The sequence below is a fragment of the Brevibacillus sp. 1238 genome (assembly GCF_029892995.1).
In the GTDB taxonomy this organism is placed as follows: domain Bacteria; phylum Bacillota; class Bacilli; order Brevibacillales; family Brevibacillaceae; genus Brevibacillus; species Brevibacillus parabrevis.
The window spans coordinates 185,450-203,506 of the sequence record NZ_JARXWC010000007.1 but is presented as its reverse complement, the minus strand read 5'-3'; the positions used below and the strand labels follow the sequence as shown (position 1 = coordinate 203,506).

The window sequence follows — 18,057 nt, the reverse complement described above, 5'->3', positions numbered from 1 at the left end:
ATAACCTCAACCCTCCTCTCTTCTCGCATTTTCTCTTGTGTTACAATGAATTTGGAAAAAAACGGATTGTACAGGAGTGTTGAAATGGATCTCTCCAGGCTCGCGAAAAAAAACCATTATGAACACATTACGGAGCAATTGAAAACGCTCATTCTCAGCGGCAAACTGCAAGCCGGGAGCAAGCTCCCCTCCACCAAGGAGCTGTCGGAGCAATTCGGTGTCGGGCGTTCTACCACCCGCGAAGCGCTTAGTGCCCTCAAGGCAATGGGGCTGATCGAGATTCGCCAGGGCGGCCACTGCACAGTGAAAAGCACCTGCTCTCCTGTCCAAAGCTTGCTGCCTGATCTGCAAGGCTTGCGCAACAATCGCCAGACCATTCTTGAATTGATCGAAGCGCGAAAATCGCTGGAGGTCGCCAACGCTGCCATCGCTGCAAGCAAACGGGACGAACATGACCTGCACGCCCTGGAAGAAATTTTGAGCGAGATGGAGCAGCATATCGGAAACGAGGACATAGGCGAGCGCACCGATCTGCTCTTTCACCTGGCGCTCGCCAAAGCGACGCACAACTCCATACTCGTGCATCTGTTTGAATCGATCTCCAAGCAGATGGAGATTGGCATTCGCGAGACGAGAAGAGTCGAGATTTACTCCAACCGCTCTGTCTCCGAACAGTTTTTTCTCGAACACAAAGCGATCTACGAGGCCGTGAAGCGACAAGACCCGGAAGCGTCCCAAGCCAGAATGACTGAACACCTGCTCCACGTAGAACAAATTCTTCTGAAATATTTGGCTAATTGAGAGAACGAAAAAGCAGCTGTCGAGCGATTCGGCGGCTGTTCGTCTTTTTTCTGCTCTCTTTTTTCGCCAGGCGAAATAAACCACTGACCAAGCTGTAAAAAAATATTGCAAAGATACAATGAAAGGTTTACATTACTTTCTGGGATGATAATGATTTTTATTATCAACGAATAAGTACACACTTATATGATAAATAAGGGGATGTTTTCACATGATGAAAAAATGGGGTTATCCGTTGTCCGCAGTTGTACTCGGCTCGTCTCTCATGCTATCTGCTTGCGGAAGCGCTGAGACGCCAAAAGAAGAGAAAAAACCTGAGGCAACTCAACCTGCTGCACCTGCTGCTACTGAAACGCCAGCAGCTACTACCGCTGTTGATCTGAAAGCTCCGATCGACGACTACCGCAAATGGGTCATCGAACAGACAGACCAACTGGTAAAAGCAACCGAAAGCTTTACCGCAGCTGTTAAAGCTGGCGATATGGAGAAAGCGAAAAAAGAATACGCTCCAGCTCGCGCCTACTTCGAGCGCATCGAGCCAATCGCTGAATCTTTGGGTGATTTCGACCCTTGGATCGATGCTCGCGAAGGCGATGTTCCAGATAACGAGTGGCGCGGTTATCACAAACTGGAAAAAGCTCTGTGGGAAACCAAATCGGTTGCTGATTCGGGCGCTGTAGCAGACCAGCTGCTGCAAGACGTCAAACAACTCCGCGTCAAAGTCGAAAGCGTGGAGATCGATGTAAAAATGCTCGTAACAGGCGCTGTAGAACTGCTGAATGAAGTATCTACCAGCAAGGTGACAGGCGAGGAAGAGCGTTACTCCCACACTGACCTGTACGATTTCGCAGCAAACGTAGAAGGCGCAAACGAGATTTTCAAAGTGCTGAAACCTGCTGTTGATGCCAAAGACGCGGCTCTGTCCAAAGAGATCGAAACCCGTTTTGCTGAGCTGGACGCGGCCCTCGCTCCTTACCGCAAAGATGGCGGATATGTGCTGTACACAGAATTGAAGCCAGACGAAGTGAAAAAACTGAGCCAAGCTCTGGATGCATTGGCTGAGCCACTGTCCAAAATGGGCACCATCATTGGAGGCTAACTGATGAACAACAAGCATCCCGAAAACGACCAGACAAAATTTACTCGTCGTGAAGCGCTGAAGCTCGCTGGCGTAGGAGGACTCGGGCTGATTCTGGGCGCGACTGGCATGAAATCGTTCATGCCGTCAACTCCTTCCAGCGAGAAAGCAGCTGCGACCCCTGTTCTTTCCGACGGCATTATCCCTTTTTACGGGAAGCATCAGGCCGGGATCATTACACCTATGCAGGATTTTATCTGCATGGGTGCTTTTGATTTAACGACGACATCATTGGACGACGTCCGCAAGCTGTTCCAAAGCTGGACGGCCGCCGCAGCCCGTTTGGCGGCTGGCAAGACGGTAGATGAGGAGAGCGGCAGCCCGCACCTCCCGCCTGTCGATACAGGAGAGAGCGTCGGGCTCAACCCGATGCGGCTGACGATTACTTTTGGACTGGGCGCTTCCTTTTTCGACGAACGATTCGGTCTGTCTGCCAAGCGGCCCGCCGCCCTGGTCGATCTGCCCCGCTTCAACAGTGACGAAATTCGCAAGGAATGGTCAGATGGAGACATCGTGGTCCAGGTTTGCGCCAACGACCCGCAAGTTGCTTTCCACGGGCTGCGCAACCTGGCTCGAATCGCGCGCGGAAAAGCTGTGCTGCACTGGGTTCAGGAAGGCTTCCAGCGCACGGGAGCAGCCGATCCAAGCGGCTCTACCCCTCGCAATCTGATGGGCTTTAAAGACGGAAGCAACAACCCGAAAGTCGACGACCCGGCCGCTGCCGATGAAATCGTCTGGGCGCAACCGTCGGACAATCCGGCCTGGATGGCTGGCGGCAGCTACATGGTCATGCGCAGAATCCGCATGCGAATCGAAGTATGGGACCGCTCAGCCCTGGACGATCAGGAAAACACGTTTGGCCGACATCGCGATTCTGGCGCACCGCTCGGAAAAGCAAACGAGTTCGACGATCTGGAGCTGAATCGCAAAGACGCCAAGGGCAACCTGGTCATTCCGGCTGATTCTCACGTAGCCTTGGCGCATATGGAAGGCAAAGTCAAAATTCTGCGCCGCGGCTATTCGTATTCCAGCGGACTCGATGTCCGCACCGGGCAGCTTGACGCCGGACTGCTGTTCATCTGCTTCAACCGCGACCCGCGCAAGCAATTCATCCCGATGCAACAAAAACTCGCGTCAGTCGACTTGCTGAACGAATACATCACCCATGTCGGCAGTGGGCTTTATGCATGTCTTCCGGGTGTAAGCGAAGGCGGCTACATCGGAGACACACTGTTCTAACCAACTAGCATGGATGGAGTGAATACTTTGAAACGCTATCTTTTTTCCGTTTTCCTCTGCCTCCTGCTGCTCATCTCCGGGCTGTCGACTGTCATCGCCGCTCCGCTCGCACCTGATCAGCTCAAACAGCTGATCGCGCTCTCCAGCGATGCGCTGATCAGCAGCGGAGACAAGAACTGGGACGAGGTTACCAAAGCCGTAACCAGCCTGAAAGCCGTCTGGGACGCGAACACCGACGATACGTCAGCAGAGGCTCAGGCTTTGTCGGCAGCGGTTGAGCAAGCCCAGCAGGCACTCGGCGAAATACAGTCGAATCCCGAAGCAGCCACGGCTGCCATCTCCAATCTGGCAAAAGCAGCCGACCGCTACGTGACCAGCAAGGAATCAGCTGGTCAGCCGAAGGAAAAAGCGCACAAGCAAATCGCCAACTTGCTGCCTTTTCTGGAGAAAAGTCTGACTGCTATCTCGGAAAACAACTGGCCCCAGGCCAAGCAATCGTACAACAGCTTCGTAACAGGCTGGTACAAGGCGGAGAGTCTGGTTCGCTCAGAAAACGCCTCCGTCTATGGTGATATGGAAGTAAAAATTAGCGGCGCCCGCATCGCCTTGAATACCGAGCCGCCGAATGCACAAAAAAGTACGGAAAAACTGCAAACGTTGAAGCAAGCCGTCGAAGACTACGTAGCAGGAAAATCAGTGGCGCCTGGCTCCAGTGCCGTCGCATCCGGGGAACAGCCAACGATCTCCTCGCTTTTGCAGCTGATCAGTTCGGTAGAAACGGACATCGCCAGCCAAAAGGCCGACGACGCCGCAGGAAAAATGGACACGTTTATTGCCTCGTGGCCTTTGGTAGAAGGCGTGGTCATGACCAAGTCGCCAGCCACCTACAGCAGCATCGAAGCAAAGATGGTTTCCGTGCCGACCTTGATCTTGTCCAACCCGCCGCAATGGGAAAAAGCAGCGGCTCTGCTGGGCGAAATGAAAGTCGAGCTTGAGCCGTTTGCTACCGCCGCCTCCTATACAGCGTGGGACGCAGGACTGATTTTGTTCCGCGAAGGCTTGGAAGCGATCCTGATCATCATGTCGCTGCTTGCGTTCCTGCAAAAGTCAGGGAATGCGGACAAGCGCAAATGGGTCTGGTCAGGGGCGGCGCTTGGTATCGTTGCCTCCGCGCTGCTCGCGATTGTGCTCAGCATCGTCTTTTCCAATCTCACTACAGGAAGCTCGCGGGAAACGATCGAAGGCATTACAGGACTTATTGCTGTCGTGTTCATGGTGACAATCGGCGCCTGGCTGCATAAAAAGTCCAACCTGCAAGCCTGGAACGAGTTTGTGCAGAAATCAATCGGTTCCTCTCTGGCAAAAGGCGCTTTGTGGTCGCTTGCCTTCACGGCCTTCCTCGCAGTTGTTCGCGAAGGCGCGGAAACGATCATTTTTTACATGGGGATGGCAGCATCGATTTCCATGACAAACCTTTTGCTCGGGATCGGTGGCGCGCTGCTTTTGCTCGCCATCATCAGCTTCGCTTTCATCAGGCTCAGCTCGCGGATTCCCGTCCGTCCGTTCTTTTTGGTTGCCAGCCTGCTGCTCTATTACATGGCCTTCAAGTTCATCGGGGTCAGCGTACACGCCCTGCAAGTCACGGGCAGCCTGCCGGCGCACAGCTCGGAGCTGTTGCTCCATTTGCCTGATCTGGGCATCTACGCGAACTGGGAAACGACGATTCCGCAGCTTGTCATTCTCGCCATCATTTTGGTGAACCTGTCGCTGTATTCGTGGAAAAAGCCAGCGAAAGGCGTTCCGCGGACAAATTAAGCATACAAGCATAAAACGCAGCTCACTGGCATGACACCCGTGCCGGAAGCTGCGTTTTTCATAGGGACATACAACCTTCAAATGATGCATTCTCTCATTTCCCTCTGCCAAAATCTCACAAATGCTGTAAAAAGGTATAGACAACCCGCCCATTTTACGACAGAATTAAACGTTATCTTGCAACAGATGTAACTTTCGTTTTACATGATTCGTCATTAGTAGGATGGTAAGATTCCTTATGGATTGGAGAGAAATATGGGGGCAACATCAAACTCTGTAAAAGTCGACGTCAAAACGACTTCGCGCGTCCGCCAAAATATGGTCTATCTGTTAATTCGGCAGCTTCGTCCACACCAATGGACCAAAAATTTGCTCGTGTTTGCGGCACTGCTCTTTTCTTTGCACAAAGTCAGCACAGATGTCATCGGCAAATCGCTGTTTGCTTTCCTGCTGTTCTGCTTCGTGTCAGGCTGTGTCTACATCTTGAACGATTTCGTAGACATTAAAAACGACCGGAACCACCCGGAGAAGCAATTCCGTCCGATGGCTTCCGGCGCGCTGCCGCCTGCGCTCGCCTTGTCGTTCGGGGTATTTTTGCTGGCAGGCTCGCTGTTTTCGGCCTTTTATTTTGACCGACTGTTCGGCGTCGTGCTCACGGTGTATTTTGTGCTCAACGTCGCCTATTCGCTCAAGCTGAAGCATGTCGTCATCCTCGACGTGATGATTATCTCGTCCGGATTTGTCTTGCGGGCCATCGGGGGCAGTCTGATGATCAACACGCCGTTTACGCCATGGTTCTTGCTCTGTACCATGCTGCTTGCCCTGTTTCTTGCGATCAGTAAGCGACGCCATGAGCTGCTTTTGCTGCAAGCCCACAAAGGCACGCATCGCAAGGTACTGGACAGCTATTCGTCCGAATTGTTGAATCAACTGAATACGATTGTCACGACAGCCACGATTATCAGCTACAGCTTGTTCACCTTTACCTCCGGGCGAACCGTTCATTTGATGTGGACGATTCCGTTGGTGATCTTCGGCATTTTCCGCTACCTGTACCTGATTACGATTACGGACAAAGGCGGCAGCCCTGAAAAAGTTCTGCTCCAGGACAAGCCGATTCTCATCACGGTACTGCTCTACGTCATCGCCGTAGCCGGCATTATTTACACCTTTGAATTTTAATTGCACAGACAGGTTGTGGATCAAACTATGCCATCCATCGTTCTTATCCTCATCTCGGTCATTCTCAGCGCAAGTGGTCAGATTGCCATGAAAATGGGGGCGTCCTCCCTCTCTGGCAACAATGACGCGCTGGTGTTGAAGTTCCTGCACTATTTTACGAACCTGCCGATCATGGTCGGTTTGGCGCTTTACGGGCTTTCCGCGTTTATCTGGATTGCCGCGCTGGAAAAAGTTCAGCTTTCTTACGCTTATCCGATGGCGGCCCTCGGGTACGTCCTGGTAGCCGGACTTTCTTTTCTGATCTTTCAAGAGCCGTTGTCGCTCACCCGTATCGTAGGGCTGGCAATCATCGTCGTAGGCGTCGTTGTCATCTCCCAGTCATAATCATCACGAAAGAGGAGCGTAGTCATGTTATATGCGCTGGCGCCGTTTATCGGCTGGCTTGTGTCTGGAATAACCAAATTTTTGATTAATTACCTCCGATTTGGGCAAGAAGCAAAAAACATGGTGGGGAACGGCGGGTTTCCCAGCACGCATACAACGGTCATGGTCACCACCGTATTTTTGATCGGCTTGCAGGAGGGCTTCACTCATCCGGCATTCGGGCTCGGGGTCGCCGTAACGTTTATCGTGATCATCGACGCCACCGGACTGCGCAGAGCCGTAGGCAAGCATGCCGCCGCTCTCAATGCGCTGGCAAAAGAACACCCGGACAAGCAGCTTTTGTCCAAGCCGTTGCGCGAGAGCATGGGTCATACCAAATGGGAAATTGCCGGGGGGCTGGTGCTGGGGATCATTCTCGCCACCGTCCTGCACCTTTTGGCTGCAAACCTCCCTGTTCTGTAGATTCAAAAACAGGAGATTACATTCATGAATAACCGTACCGCTACTTACTCGTTTGTAATCGGGGCGACCTTGCTGTTTTTTATCGCCTCGATCGTACTCGTTACGTCGACTTTCTTTTTGCTGGGCATCCCGGTTACTGCGGTCAGCTTCTGGCTGTCTGTCCTGGCCGCTCTTGTTTGCCTGCTGGCCATGACGGCCACGTTTGTTCCTTTGCGCCGCCCGACCTGGCTGGTCGCCTTGCTCGCAGGGTTGGCCATCGTCATCGGGGGCGGCTGGTACATTAGCGCCAATACGTTCGATCTGTCTTTTGATGGACAAACGTATCACCAGGAAGCCATCATCTTGCTTACGAATGGCTGGAATCCGGTGCACGATGCCCCGATTCTCAAGCCGCCAGGCAAGCCGATCGAAGAAATGGACAACAAGGAAATCTTGTCTGCCTTCCACCTGTGGATCAACCATTACGCCAAAGGGCCCTGGATGCTGGATGCGGTCATGTACAAGGTGACTAACCAGATTGAAGTCGGGAAAATTTTCAACCTGCTGCTCATGGCTGCGTCCTTCTTCCTCAGCTTGGCAGCGCTGCGGACGGCTTTTCCTGCGAAAAAGGGGCTGGCGGTCGTTCTGGCGATTTTGGCTGCCTGCAATCCGGTCGTCGTGTCGCAGGCGACGTCCTTTTACATTGACGGACAGCTTGGCTCGCTCGTGCTGATCATTTGCGCGCTCGGGTATTTGCTGCTCAAACGCTACCACACCTGGACCATGCTCGCTCTCTGCTCTGCCCTGATGTTGCTTGCGCAGATCAAGTTCACAGCGTTGGTGTATGCCGTACTGCTTGGCGGCGCTTTGCTGGTGCTGTTCTTTTTCTGCGATCGCCAAAAACGCTGGAAAACCGTCCTGGCGTGGCTCGCCGCGAGTCTGGTCATTACCGTCGTCGTTGTCGGCTACAATCCATACGTCACCAACACGCTTGCCAAGGGACATCCTTTCTACCCGCTGGCGGGCAAGGGCGCGGTGGATATTATGACTTCGAACAGCCCGCACGACTTTAAAGACATCAACTCGCTGAGCAAGCTTGGCATTTCCTTGTTCGCCCAATCGGAAAATATCGCTACGCCAAAAGAAACGACGCTGAAATGGCCCTTTACCTTCTCCGAGCAGGAACTGAAGGTGTTTTTGGCTCCGGACGTGCGAGTGGCGGGCTTTGGGCCATGGTTTGGCGGCGCGGTGCTGCTTGCCTTCCTGATCGTGCTTGCTTTGCTTTTCGGTCGCGAGCGCAGGAAAGCCTTGCCGTTCCTCGTCGCAAGCATCATCTTGCTCATCACTGTCCTGATCAACCCGGAAAGCTGGTGGGCGCGGTACGTTCCGCAGCTTTGGCTCATCCCGCTTCTCGTCACGCTGGCAGGCTGGGACGCACAAGCTGCGCTCACCCGCTACGGCAGCCGCATCCTGCTCGCTGTCATGCTGGTCAACATGCTGCTCGTTGGCAGCGCCCACATGCTGGGACAAAGGTCCATTAACGCAATGGCCGAGCAACAGCTTCAGGAAATCAAGGCGAGCAACAAGACCATGATCGTCGACTTCCGCCACTTCAACGCCAATCGCATCCGTCTGCAAGAAGCGGGTATCCCGTATATCGAGCAAAAGATCGCCGAAGGGCAAGAAGTAAAAGGAATCATCAGCTCGCGGGCGATTTACTACTTGCAGTAGTTGCGCGTGACTCATGCGAATGCAGCCTTCAACCTTGCCTTATATCCACAAGCAAAAAACCTTCTCAGCAATCGTTGAGAAGGTTTTTATGTTGCGCTGAACTTACTTCTATTCGTGGAAAAACAGCGGAAGCTCTTGCAAAAAGATGATGTCCGAGCGCTTGGCTGCGTCTCCCTCCGCCAAAATAGCCGCTCTCGCTGCGACATGGCCCCCTGCCTTGACTACGAGATCTTCAATCGCTTGCAGCGACTTGCCTGTGCTGATGACATCGTCGATAATCGCGACGCGTTTGCCGGAAATTTCTCTGGCATCCGCGCCATCCAGGCAAAGAATTTGCTTTTTCTGCGTAGTAATCGATTCGACTTCATTGATCAGCGGAGCATCCATATACGGCTTCGTGCTTTTCCGGGCAACGTAATACTTTTTCATCTTCAATACGCGGGATACTTCAAAAATCAAAGGAATACCTTTTGCTTCCGCCGTAATCAATACATCGACTTCCGGGAGCTTCTCGGCAAGCAGTGGTGCCGCTGCCGTCACCAACTCTGTATCGCCCAGGATGACGAAGCTCGCGATGCTAAGGTTGTCTGCTATCGGCATAATCGGCAGCTCGCGCGTTACGCCTGCCACTTCCAGCGTGTATGTTTTATCCACAAAAAATCCCTCCTGATTTGCGTCCCTACATGCCAAATGCATGGATCAATGCTCGCATCAGCAAGCCTGCCAGCATCCCGAAAAACGGGTCAGAAATCGCCGTCACCACCATCGTTGTTCCGCCAATCAAACCGGACGAAGCTTCTCCCCCTGTCAGAGCGGCAGTCGCATTTCCTGGCACAGTCACGATGGCCCCGAGCACAAACAGGAATCCGGCAATCGATTCACTCGGGATGTAGCGGCCGATTTTCGGCAAAAGACCTGCAAACAGGATCGCCGCCATCAGCACCATCATCAAAACACCGGACGCAACCGGGTTGGGCGCCCCGGCCGTAGCGGAAATGATCGCCTCTACCGGCGCTCCGCCGAACAGTGCCGACACCATATCGGCCACGCTGGAGATTACGCTGAGCGTGTCAATGTTCACATCGGATTTGGCGATTTCACCGTTAATTTGTCCAAAAGCGATGTTCGCCCCGATATTGAGGCAAACCATCGCCATCGCTCCGCGCAAAATGCCAGGGGAAAACGTCAGCTTTTGCAGAACAAGACGGTCGTTCGCAATCGGCTTGATCGAGCTTCCCTGTTTAAGCAGGATGGCGACCAGACTGGAGATGAGCACCGAGATCGTCACGGTGTAGACGAGATCCTTTGTGATGAAATACGTCAGCAACCCGCTCCCCATCGAAGTGACACCAACAGGCATGTTGTTGCGAGCCATTTCCCACGACACCCGCGCCAGCATGATGCCGACACCTGCCATCATGCCATTGGTAATGACCGGGCCAATAAAATCGACAATCTTTTCCAGAAAACCAAACAGACCGATGATGGTCATAATAATTCCGCCAACAAAAATCATGGACAGTCGTTCTCTCATGCTTTTTCCGATCGTTCCCGCCAAGGCAATCGTTTCCGCCTGATAGGATACGACCGCGACAGAGCCTGTCAGAGCGTTGCCCGTTGCGCCTACCAGAAAGGCCAGAGCCGTCGGCACGGAGGCAAAGCCAAGAGACAATGCCAACAGCCCTTGCGGCAAGCCGTTCAATACGACACTGAGGGCCGCTACTATGTCTTTCCATTCCATGTTGTCCTTCTCCTCACTTCGCTGCTGTATACAAATGACCGCTTTTTCACATGAGTTAAGGTAACATAAAAGGCGATCTTTTTCAAACAAAAACTAATTAATGTTCGTTTTTAATCGGTAAATCATTGCTTTTATAGTTATTTTCCATATTAACATCCGTTATAAATCGAACATTAAACCGATCGCAAGACGTGCTGTCACGCAAAAAAAGACGAGCGCATAACGGCTCGTCTTTGCTTCTCGCTCAAAACTTTTTACAGCTTGATGGCAATCAACTTCAACTCTGTCATCTCTTCAACCGCGTATTTGATTCCTTCGCGGCCAAATCCGCTGTCTTTGACACCACCGTACGGCATGTTGTCCACGCGGAAGGTCGGGATGTCATTGATCATCACGCCGCCCACTTCCAGCTCTTCGGCTGCGCGCATCGCTGCATGAATGTCGCTCGTGTAAATGCCCGCCTGCAACCCGAAACGGGAGTCATTCACGGCTTCAATCGCCTCGCCTATTGCTTCAAACGGCGTGACTACGACGATTGGGCCGAATACTTCCTGGCAAGAGACAGAGGAGTGGGCGCTTACGTTCGTCAGGATCGTCGGAGCGAAAAGCCGCTCGTTCACTGCTTTGCCGCCTGTCACGACCTGCGCTCCCGCCTGAACCGCTTCTTGTACCCATGCTCCCATCCGCTCGTGGTCTTTTGCCGAAATGACGGAGGACATGTCTGTCGCCTCCTGCAACGGATCGCCCAGGACGAGCTTCTCTGTCGCAGTCTTGAATTTATCGAGAAACTCCTCGTACTTGCTCTGGTGAATATAGACGCGTTGCAGCGAAATGCACACCTGCCCGCTAAAGGAAAATGCGCCCACCACGCAACGATCAACCAGCGCCTGCGTAATCTCAACCGTCTGGTCAATAATGACGGCAGAGTTCGAACCAAGCTCAAGCGTCACGCGCTTCAGACCTGCTTTGTTTTTCATCGCGATTCCGACCGCAGGACTGCCTGTAAACGTAATCGCGGCAATGCGGCTGTCGCTGACAAGCTTCTCGCCTACGACCGCGCCTTTTCCTGGCAAGATATTCAGCGCCCCTTCCGGCAATCCGGCTTCCGCAAAAATGTCGGCGAGGACCAAGGAGCTGAGCGGCGTCTGGCTCGCGGGCTTCAATACGACCGTATTCCCTGCCGCAATCGCCGGGCCGACTTTGTGCGCCACCAGGTTGAACGGGAAGTTGAACGGTGTAATCGCCCCGACTACGCCAATCGGCTTGCGAACGGTAAAAGCAAGTCGGCCTTCGCCGCCAGGAGCCGCATCAAGCGGAACGGTTTCCCCGTGAATGCGCTTCGCTTCCTCGGCCGCGAATTTGTACGTCTGAATCGTGCGGGCGATCTCTACCCGTCCTGTGCGCAGCGGCTTGGCAGCTTCCTGGGCGAGAATCACTGCCAGCTCCTCCTTGCGCGCTTCCATGATCGCCACCGCTTTTTCCAAAATCAGTGCGCGCTGGCTGGCTGGCAGCTTTGCCATCGTTTTTGCCGCCGCAGCCGCTGCGCGGATCGCCTCATCGACGTCAGCCTCGTCAGCCTGTGCGATCTCCGCCAAAAGCTCACCGGAATAAGGAGAGTAGAGTGGCGCGTACTCGTTTGCTTCTTTCCATTGTCCGTTAATATACAGATGCTTTTTCATGCGTACCTCCCTGGTGAATTAGTGGGTCACGTACTGGCTTTTCAACACATCGGTCATAATGTCGAGCGCTTCTTGCAATTGCTCATCGGTAATCACGAGCGGAGACAGGAAACGCAGCACATTGCTGTGTACCCCTGCGGAAAGCACGATGACACCGGATTCGTAGCAACCTTTGGTCAGCCCGGCTACCAGTTCTTTTGCAGGCTGTTTGGTTTGTGGATCAATAAATTCTACCGCACACATGGCACCCAATCCGCGAATATCTGCAATGACAGGGAACTCTTTTTGCAGGGCTTCAAAATGCGACTTGATCGCCTTACCGATCTCTCTGGCGCGTCCGGACAAGTCTTCGCGCTCCATTTTCTCAATTACAGCAAGTGCCGCTACGCAACCGAGCGGGCTGCCGCCATACGTGCCGCCAATTTCACCCGGATTCGGCGCATCCATGATTTCTGCGCGGCCTGTCACAGCGGAGATGGGCAAACCGGCTGCAAGCGATTTGGACATGGTAATGATATCAGGCTCGATTCCGAAATGAGTGGAAGCGAACATCGCCCCGGTCCGGCCAAAGCCTGTTTGGATTTCGTCGGAAATGAACAAGATATTGTGCTTTTTGCAAATTTGGAATACGCCTTGCACGAACGATACTGGCGGCACGATGAATCCGCCTTCGCCCTGGATCGGCTCCATGATGACGGCCGCTACTTCTTCCGGCGCGACTTCTGTCAGCAGGAAGTCTTCGAATTGCCGGACGCAAAATTGTGCGTACTCGTCTTCTGTCATGGACTCCGGTTTGTTCAGCGGGTACGGGAACTGAGCCTTGTAGGTAGCTGGCGCGAACGGCCCCATCTGGAATTTGTACGGCTTTACTTTGGACGTGAGCGACATGCCGAGCAAAGTACGTCCGTGGAATCCACGGCTAAAAGATATGATGCCAGGGCGTCCTGTGTATTTGCGCGCGATCTTCACCGCGTTTTCTACGGCTTCTGCGCCGCTGTTTGCAAACATCGTTTTCTTTTCAAAGCTGCCCGGCGTAATTTCAGCCAGTTTTTCTGCCAGCGCCACATACGGTTCGTACATGCCGACGTGGAAGCAAGGATGAATGTATTTGTCCATTTGCGCTTTTACCGCCTCGACCACTTCTTGCGGGCAGTGGCCCGCGTTGAGCGTTCCGATCGCTCCTGCCAGATCGATGTACGTGTTGCCGTCGACGTCTGTCACGAGCGCCCCGGACGCCGTCTCTACAAAAACCGGCGTGTTGTTGCCGATGCCTTTTGGCACGAACTGTTTTCTTTTTTCAATCAAAGCGGTCCCCTTCGGACCTGGAACACCAGCAGCTACATTGGCGAATTTGCGTTGTTTGGACATATCGTAATCTCTCCTTGTATGAGAATGATAACAGCTTAGGTGATGCTTTCGACTCCGATATGTAGCAATACCCGTGCCAAACGAGAAAGCCTGCTGTGGTGCGCGTTTTTTGCATAGCAGAAATCTCCGTTAATTCAAAAATGAATCGAAACCTGTAAATAGTTCGATTCATTTTTGAATTAAAAATTCATTTTTGAATTAACGGGGACGGATGTGGTATTTTTGCAGCTTGCGCACGACAGATGGCTGGCTGATTCCCAAAAACTCGGCCATCTCCGCTGTAGTCCGGCAACGCTCTGCCGCATGGCGCAGCCACTTTTCCTCGACTTGCTCCATCGCGTCCCGCAGCGACATTTTGGCGGCCGCAACACTCGGCTCCATTGCCGTCTGCTCCTCCCCTGCCGCCTTGATTTCCGCAGGCAAGTGCTGCGACGTAATTACTTCTTCATCTGCCGTTACCACCAGCCGCTCCAGCACGTTTTCCAGCTCCCGCACATTCCCCGGCCAATCGTAGTGCAGCAAAGCGTGAGTAGCTGCGGCGTCCAGCTTTTTGTTCATCCCGTATCGCTCGTTCAGCGAGCGCACGACCAGCTTGAGGAGCGCGGCGATATCTTCCGGGCGATTTCGCAAAGCAGGAACGTGGATTGGCACGACGTTCAGCCGGAAATACAAGTCCTGGCGAAACTTGCCCTCCTTCACCATCTTCTCCAGATCGCGATTGGTAGCAGCGATCAAGCGAAAATCGACATCGCGATACTGCATGCTGCCTACGCGCTGCAACCGTTTCTCCTGGATCACCTTCAACAGCTTGGCCTGCAAGGTCAGCGGCAGCTCCCCCAGCTCGTCCAACAACAGCGTGCCTTGGTTCGCCAGCTCGATAATTCCTTGTTTGCCTTGCTTGCCAGCGCCTGTAAAAGCTCCCGCTTCATAGCCGAAAAGCTCCGACTCCAACAGCCCTTCCGGAATCGAGCCGCAGTTGATCTCCACGAATTGCCCGGCGGATCGGCGGCTATGGCGGTGAATCTGGCTGGCAATGACGTTTTTTCCGACCCCGGACTCGCCGAGGATCAACACCGTAGAATCGACCATGGCGACCTTTTTGATGAGACGGTCAATGTCGCGCATCGGCTGGCTGACTGCGACGAAGCCTTCCTGATTTTTTTCGCGCAGCTCCTCAATCTCTGTTTCGAACTGCTTCAATTGCTCGGTCAGGCTCTCGTAGCGCCGTTTCAGCTCCATGATTTCTGTCAGGTCATGCGAATAGCTGATCACCGAATGCATGCTGCCGTCCTCGTTCCAGAGGGGATAGGCTGTGACCATCAGCTTTCTGCCGCCGGGAATTTCCTGCATCATCGTTTGCGGTGTTTTTGTGTCCATCACCTTGCGCGTCACAGACGGGGAAAATACTTTCTCTTTTTCCAGCTCGATCACATTTTTCCCCAGCAGTTGTTCTTTTCCGATTCCGTACATGTCATAGGAGGAATCACCGACCAGCTGAATGTAGCCCTCGGGGTCCGTAATCAGCAGGTGATCGCGGGACGTTTCCACGATTCCTTCCAGAACGCGGCTCATCCACTGCTGTCGGCTCTCATCTTTCTTCATTCGCCCGCCTCCTCTTGCGCCAGCCAAACTGGTGCCGCTTTCGTTCCCTCCATTATAGAAAATGCAGCTTGCCACGACAACGAAAGCTGCCCATACAGGCACTTTCGTCGCATAGCCAAAATCTTGGCAATATGTAAAAATACGCTAAGAAGCGCCAAATGGGTTAAGATTCCCAAAACGGAAAGGATGATTCGTTTGATCCCCGCAGTTGGAGATATTTACTGCGTTTTCGTAGAAAAGCTGCAAAAATATACAGCGTGCCAGGTGACTTCGTTCAAGGAGTCCGACTCCGGCAAATCCTCCAAGCTGATCAGCCTGCTCGAACTGGACTGGCTGAGCGACACGCTCCCTGACGACGCTGAGTTATTGACGATGAAGCCGCTATCCTGCGACTTTTATTTTTGGAACAACAACTTGCAGCACAGCTATGTCGAGGCTGCCGTACCGAAAGACTACATCAAGGCAGGGAATATCCCGCCGCTTCTTCCGGGAGAAACAAACAGCTACGGCACCTGGAATGTCGGCGGCAGCATCTACCGTCAATGGCAGTGGGAGCAAATTCCCGCAGAGAAGCGCCAACTGTTCAAGCAAGCCGCAAAGGATGACGCGCTCATCACCTTGGGAACCAGGAGCCTTCGCCGCTCCACCAATGTCGTTTGGGAAGACATGCTGGCCGAGCTTGATGATGTTTCCGAGCTGGAAAAACTCCCGTGCCTCACCAAAATCCATGCAGCAGAAGCATCAGCTTCCTTGCTGGCTTTTGTCAAAAACAATCCGTTTATAATTGAGCTTCACCTGGGCAAAACGCTGATGTCGTCCATCGACCTCAGCGGCAGCCAGATTCGCAAGTTGTTTATACAAAATGCCCAAGGACTGGAGAAGCTGACGCTCAACAAAGGGCTGACCAATTTGACGATAGGCAGCGACATCTCACCCGACTTGCACATAGAGGCGGACGAGGACGGCTATTGGTTGAGTGCTGGATTTACCTCATCTCCTCCAGACTTTCACGGATTGCCCCGTTTGTCAGGACTTCACCTGCATCAGGTGACGGAGCTGGACTTGCTGCCTATCGTCCAACGCTTTCCGGAATTGCAAGAAATGCGTCTGTGGGGGAAACCGGGAACGATCAGCAACCTCGACAGCATCAGTCAGTTGAGCAAGCTTGCTTCCTTTTCGACGTACGACATATTCGGCTTTTCAGCAGACCAGTTTCCGCCGCCGCAACAATTGCCAAGGCTCTCGACACTGTGGATGACCAGCTTGCCAGCAGATGCCGCCAAAAGCATCAAGACTGCCTACAAACAGGAGAGCAAACGCGGCCTGAATCTGTCCATCACGAAGCCGCGCAATCCGGAGTGGCTCGCAAACAACTTGACCAACCCGTTCCGCGATTGGGACGGCAGGGAGAATATTACGGCGGCACAAGCCAAAAAAGCGGCTGATCAGTACAAAAAGACAGCAACTGCCCTCACCGCCCTGCAAAAACAGGACAGCGAGCTTCCGAAAGCGGCCGACCTCGAAGCTGCCTTGCTTGAGCTGGTTGCAGCGTACACTTTGGCCTTTAACAAAATGGATCGGCGCACAGGCTTTATCGAAACAGTCGAGCGGGAAGAAATTTATGTCGTGCTGCACGACCTGCTGGATTCGACCAAGCAAAGCCTTGCCGCACAAGGACTCGCCATCGACCTCGCGCCTCTGTTCGAGCGTTTTGACCAATTGCGCGACTTTTAGAGCGCGGGCTTTTGTATGCACCACGTACTCATGCAGCGCTGCCCGGCTACATTTACCGTTTTGATCGGCTCCACAAAAATGCCCTGCAAGTCGGCTGTCGCTTGGAGCATCCGCTCTTCGTTTACGAGAAAACGCGTACTGCCATCCGGGAGCAAATACCGCTCATCGCCCAAATGCTGCACGGCATGCTCAATCCCGATCGAGGAAGCCAGACGCATGAAAAGTACGCCGCCTGGCGCAAGCACCCGCCACAGCTCTTGCAGCATCTGCCGGAAATGCTGATCATTTTCCGCAAAATGCAGGACAGCGTTGCTGATGACAAACTGGAACTGCTCGTCGGCAAAGCTCATGTTGTCAACCGCTTCTACGCGCGCACGATCTGCTGCCCAATCGCTCGCCGCCAGCTCCGTTGCGAGCTTGTGCACGCTTTCTACTGCCTGGGCGGACTGATCCACGGCGTAAACCTTATAGCCATTGCGCAAAAAGTAAACGAGGTTGCGCCCTGAGCCGCAGCCTGCGTCGAGAATGCGCATCTGCTTTTGTATCCGCCCTTTTAGCAACTGATCAAACAAATAAATGTCTATATTGCCAAACTGCTCGATTACTTCCATGCCCGATCCCTCCTGCGTTTTTGTATGCTACTTTACGATAAAAGACGGCTGCCATGCTTCGCCTCAACAGATCACAGGGACTGTTGAGGCTTTTTCGTTTGTCGGATTTGAAAGATTTCATATGCAACAGAGAGAGTTGACAACGCAAGATTACAAATGTAATCTATAATTGTCGATCGACTACAATTGTAATCCAAGGAGGACTGTCGTTAATGGATGATCATCCGCGAATTTCCGATGCCGAATGGGAGATTATGAAGGTCCTCTGGGCCAAATCCCCGGCTGCGGCATCTGAAGTGATTGCTGCCTTGCGCGACAACAAGACCTGGAAGGAAAAGACCATCAAGACATTGCTCAGCCGCCTTTTGCAAAAGGGCGTCATTTCGTTTGAACAAATCAATCGCGTCTATTATTACTCGCCTGTGCTCGGCGAAGAAGAATGCAAGCGAACCGAGCGGCAGTCTTTTTTGCAGCGCGTCTACGGGGGAGCGCTAAAGCCGATGCTCGTCCACTTTTTGCAGGAAGAGAAACTCTCAGCCAAGGAAATAGAAGAGTTGAAAAATATTTTGGCGGAGAAGGAGAAATAGCTCT

The 18,057-nt window shown here is 53.1% G+C and carries 16 protein-coding genes; 10 read left to right on the top strand and 6 right to left on the bottom strand.

The window, feature by feature from the left end:
• Window positions 1-84 precede the first annotated feature (84 nt).
• The 8 genes from M2298_RS17950 (at window position 85) to M2298_RS17915 (ending at window position 8,731) form a co-directional block, all read left to right on the top strand.
• Window positions 85-801: a FadR/GntR family transcriptional regulator gene (locus M2298_RS17950; protein ID WP_173598972.1), complete on the top strand. Its 717-nt coding sequence runs from the start codon at window positions 85-87 to the stop codon at window positions 799-801.
• Window positions 802-1,012: 211 nt separating this feature from the next.
• Window positions 1,013-1,900, top strand: coding sequence for an iron uptake system protein EfeO (efeO, locus tag M2298_RS17945; protein ID WP_122962368.1), 888 nt, complete (start codon window positions 1,013-1,015; stop codon window positions 1,898-1,900).
• Window positions 1,901-1,903: 3 nt separating this feature from the next.
• A complete protein-coding gene (efeB, locus tag M2298_RS17940; protein ID WP_173598971.1) occupies window positions 1,904-3,178 on the top strand; it encodes an iron uptake transporter deferrochelatase/peroxidase subunit in 1,275 nt (424 codons plus the stop codon).
• 18 nt (window positions 3,179-3,196) lie between these two features.
• Entirely contained in the window at window positions 3,197-4,993 is a 1,797-nt protein-coding gene (locus M2298_RS17935) for an FTR1 family iron permease (RefSeq protein WP_281868951.1), read from the top strand.
• Between the two features lie 255 nt (window positions 4,994-5,248).
• Window positions 5,249-6,175, top strand: a complete 927-nt coding sequence (locus M2298_RS17930; RefSeq protein WP_122962365.1) for a decaprenyl-phosphate phosphoribosyltransferase — start codon at window positions 5,249-5,251, stop codon at window positions 6,173-6,175.
• Between the two features lie 27 nt (window positions 6,176-6,202).
• A complete protein-coding gene (locus tag M2298_RS17925; protein WP_122962364.1) occupies window positions 6,203-6,559 on the top strand; it encodes an SMR family transporter in 357 nt (118 codons plus the stop codon).
• A 24-nt stretch (window positions 6,560-6,583) separates the two neighbouring features.
• A complete protein-coding gene (locus tag M2298_RS17920) occupies window positions 6,584-7,021 on the top strand; it encodes a divergent PAP2 family protein (protein ID WP_122962363.1) in 438 nt (145 codons plus the stop codon).
• Between the two features lie 24 nt (window positions 7,022-7,045).
• Entirely contained in the window at window positions 7,046-8,731 is a 1,686-nt protein-coding gene (locus M2298_RS17915; protein WP_280648817.1) for a hypothetical protein, read from the top strand.
• Between the two features lie 108 nt (window positions 8,732-8,839).
• Here the strand turns inward: M2298_RS17915 and M2298_RS17910 are convergent, their stop codons facing one another.
• The 5 genes from M2298_RS17910 to M2298_RS17890 form a co-directional block, all read right to left on the bottom strand.
• A complete protein-coding gene (locus tag M2298_RS17910) occupies window positions 8,840-9,385 on the bottom strand; it encodes a phosphoribosyltransferase family protein (protein ID WP_122962361.1) in 546 nt (181 codons plus the stop codon).
• A 25-nt stretch (window positions 9,386-9,410) separates the two neighbouring features.
• Window positions 9,411-10,472, bottom strand: coding sequence for a solute carrier family 23 protein (locus tag M2298_RS17905; RefSeq protein ID WP_122962360.1), 1,062 nt, complete (start codon window positions 10,470-10,472; stop codon window positions 9,411-9,413).
• 254 nt (window positions 10,473-10,726) lie between these two features.
• The gene (locus M2298_RS17900; protein ID WP_122962359.1) at window positions 10,727-12,151 is read right to left on the bottom strand and encodes an aldehyde dehydrogenase family protein; all 1,425 of its coding nucleotides are present in this window, start codon (window positions 12,149-12,151) and stop codon (window positions 10,727-10,729) included.
• 18 nt (window positions 12,152-12,169) lie between these two features.
• Window positions 12,170-13,519 (bottom strand): 4-aminobutyrate--2-oxoglutarate transaminase, encoded by a 1,350-nt coding sequence (gabT, locus tag M2298_RS17895; protein ID WP_122962358.1) that lies wholly within the window; start codon window positions 13,517-13,519, stop codon window positions 12,170-12,172.
• Between the two features lie 198 nt (window positions 13,520-13,717).
• Window positions 13,718-15,121 carry a sigma-54 interaction domain-containing protein gene (locus M2298_RS17890; protein WP_173598967.1) on the bottom strand — a complete coding sequence of 468 codons (1,404 nt, stop codon included), beginning with the start codon at window positions 15,119-15,121 and terminating at the stop codon, window positions 13,718-13,720.
• 195 nt (window positions 15,122-15,316) lie between these two features.
• On the opposite strand from M2298_RS17890, the gene M2298_RS17885 reads away from it, so the two are divergent.
• A complete protein-coding gene (locus tag M2298_RS17885) occupies window positions 15,317-16,855 on the top strand; it encodes a hypothetical protein (RefSeq protein ID WP_280648816.1) in 1,539 nt (512 codons plus the stop codon).
• On the opposite strand, the gene M2298_RS17880 is transcribed toward M2298_RS17885, so the two are convergent.
• Complete coding sequence (locus M2298_RS17880) at window positions 16,852-17,466, bottom strand: class I SAM-dependent methyltransferase (RefSeq protein ID WP_173598965.1); 615 nt, start codon at window positions 17,464-17,466, stop codon at window positions 16,852-16,854. The genes M2298_RS17885 and M2298_RS17880 overlap by 4 nt on opposite strands.
• 212 nt (window positions 17,467-17,678) lie before the next feature.
• Here M2298_RS17880 and M2298_RS17875 point away from each other — a divergent pair, with 212 nt between their 5' ends.
• Window positions 17,679-18,053, top strand: coding sequence for a BlaI/MecI/CopY family transcriptional regulator (locus M2298_RS17875; protein WP_173598964.1), 375 nt, complete (start codon window positions 17,679-17,681; stop codon window positions 18,051-18,053).
• The last annotated feature ends 4 nt before the right edge of the window (window positions 18,054-18,057 follow it).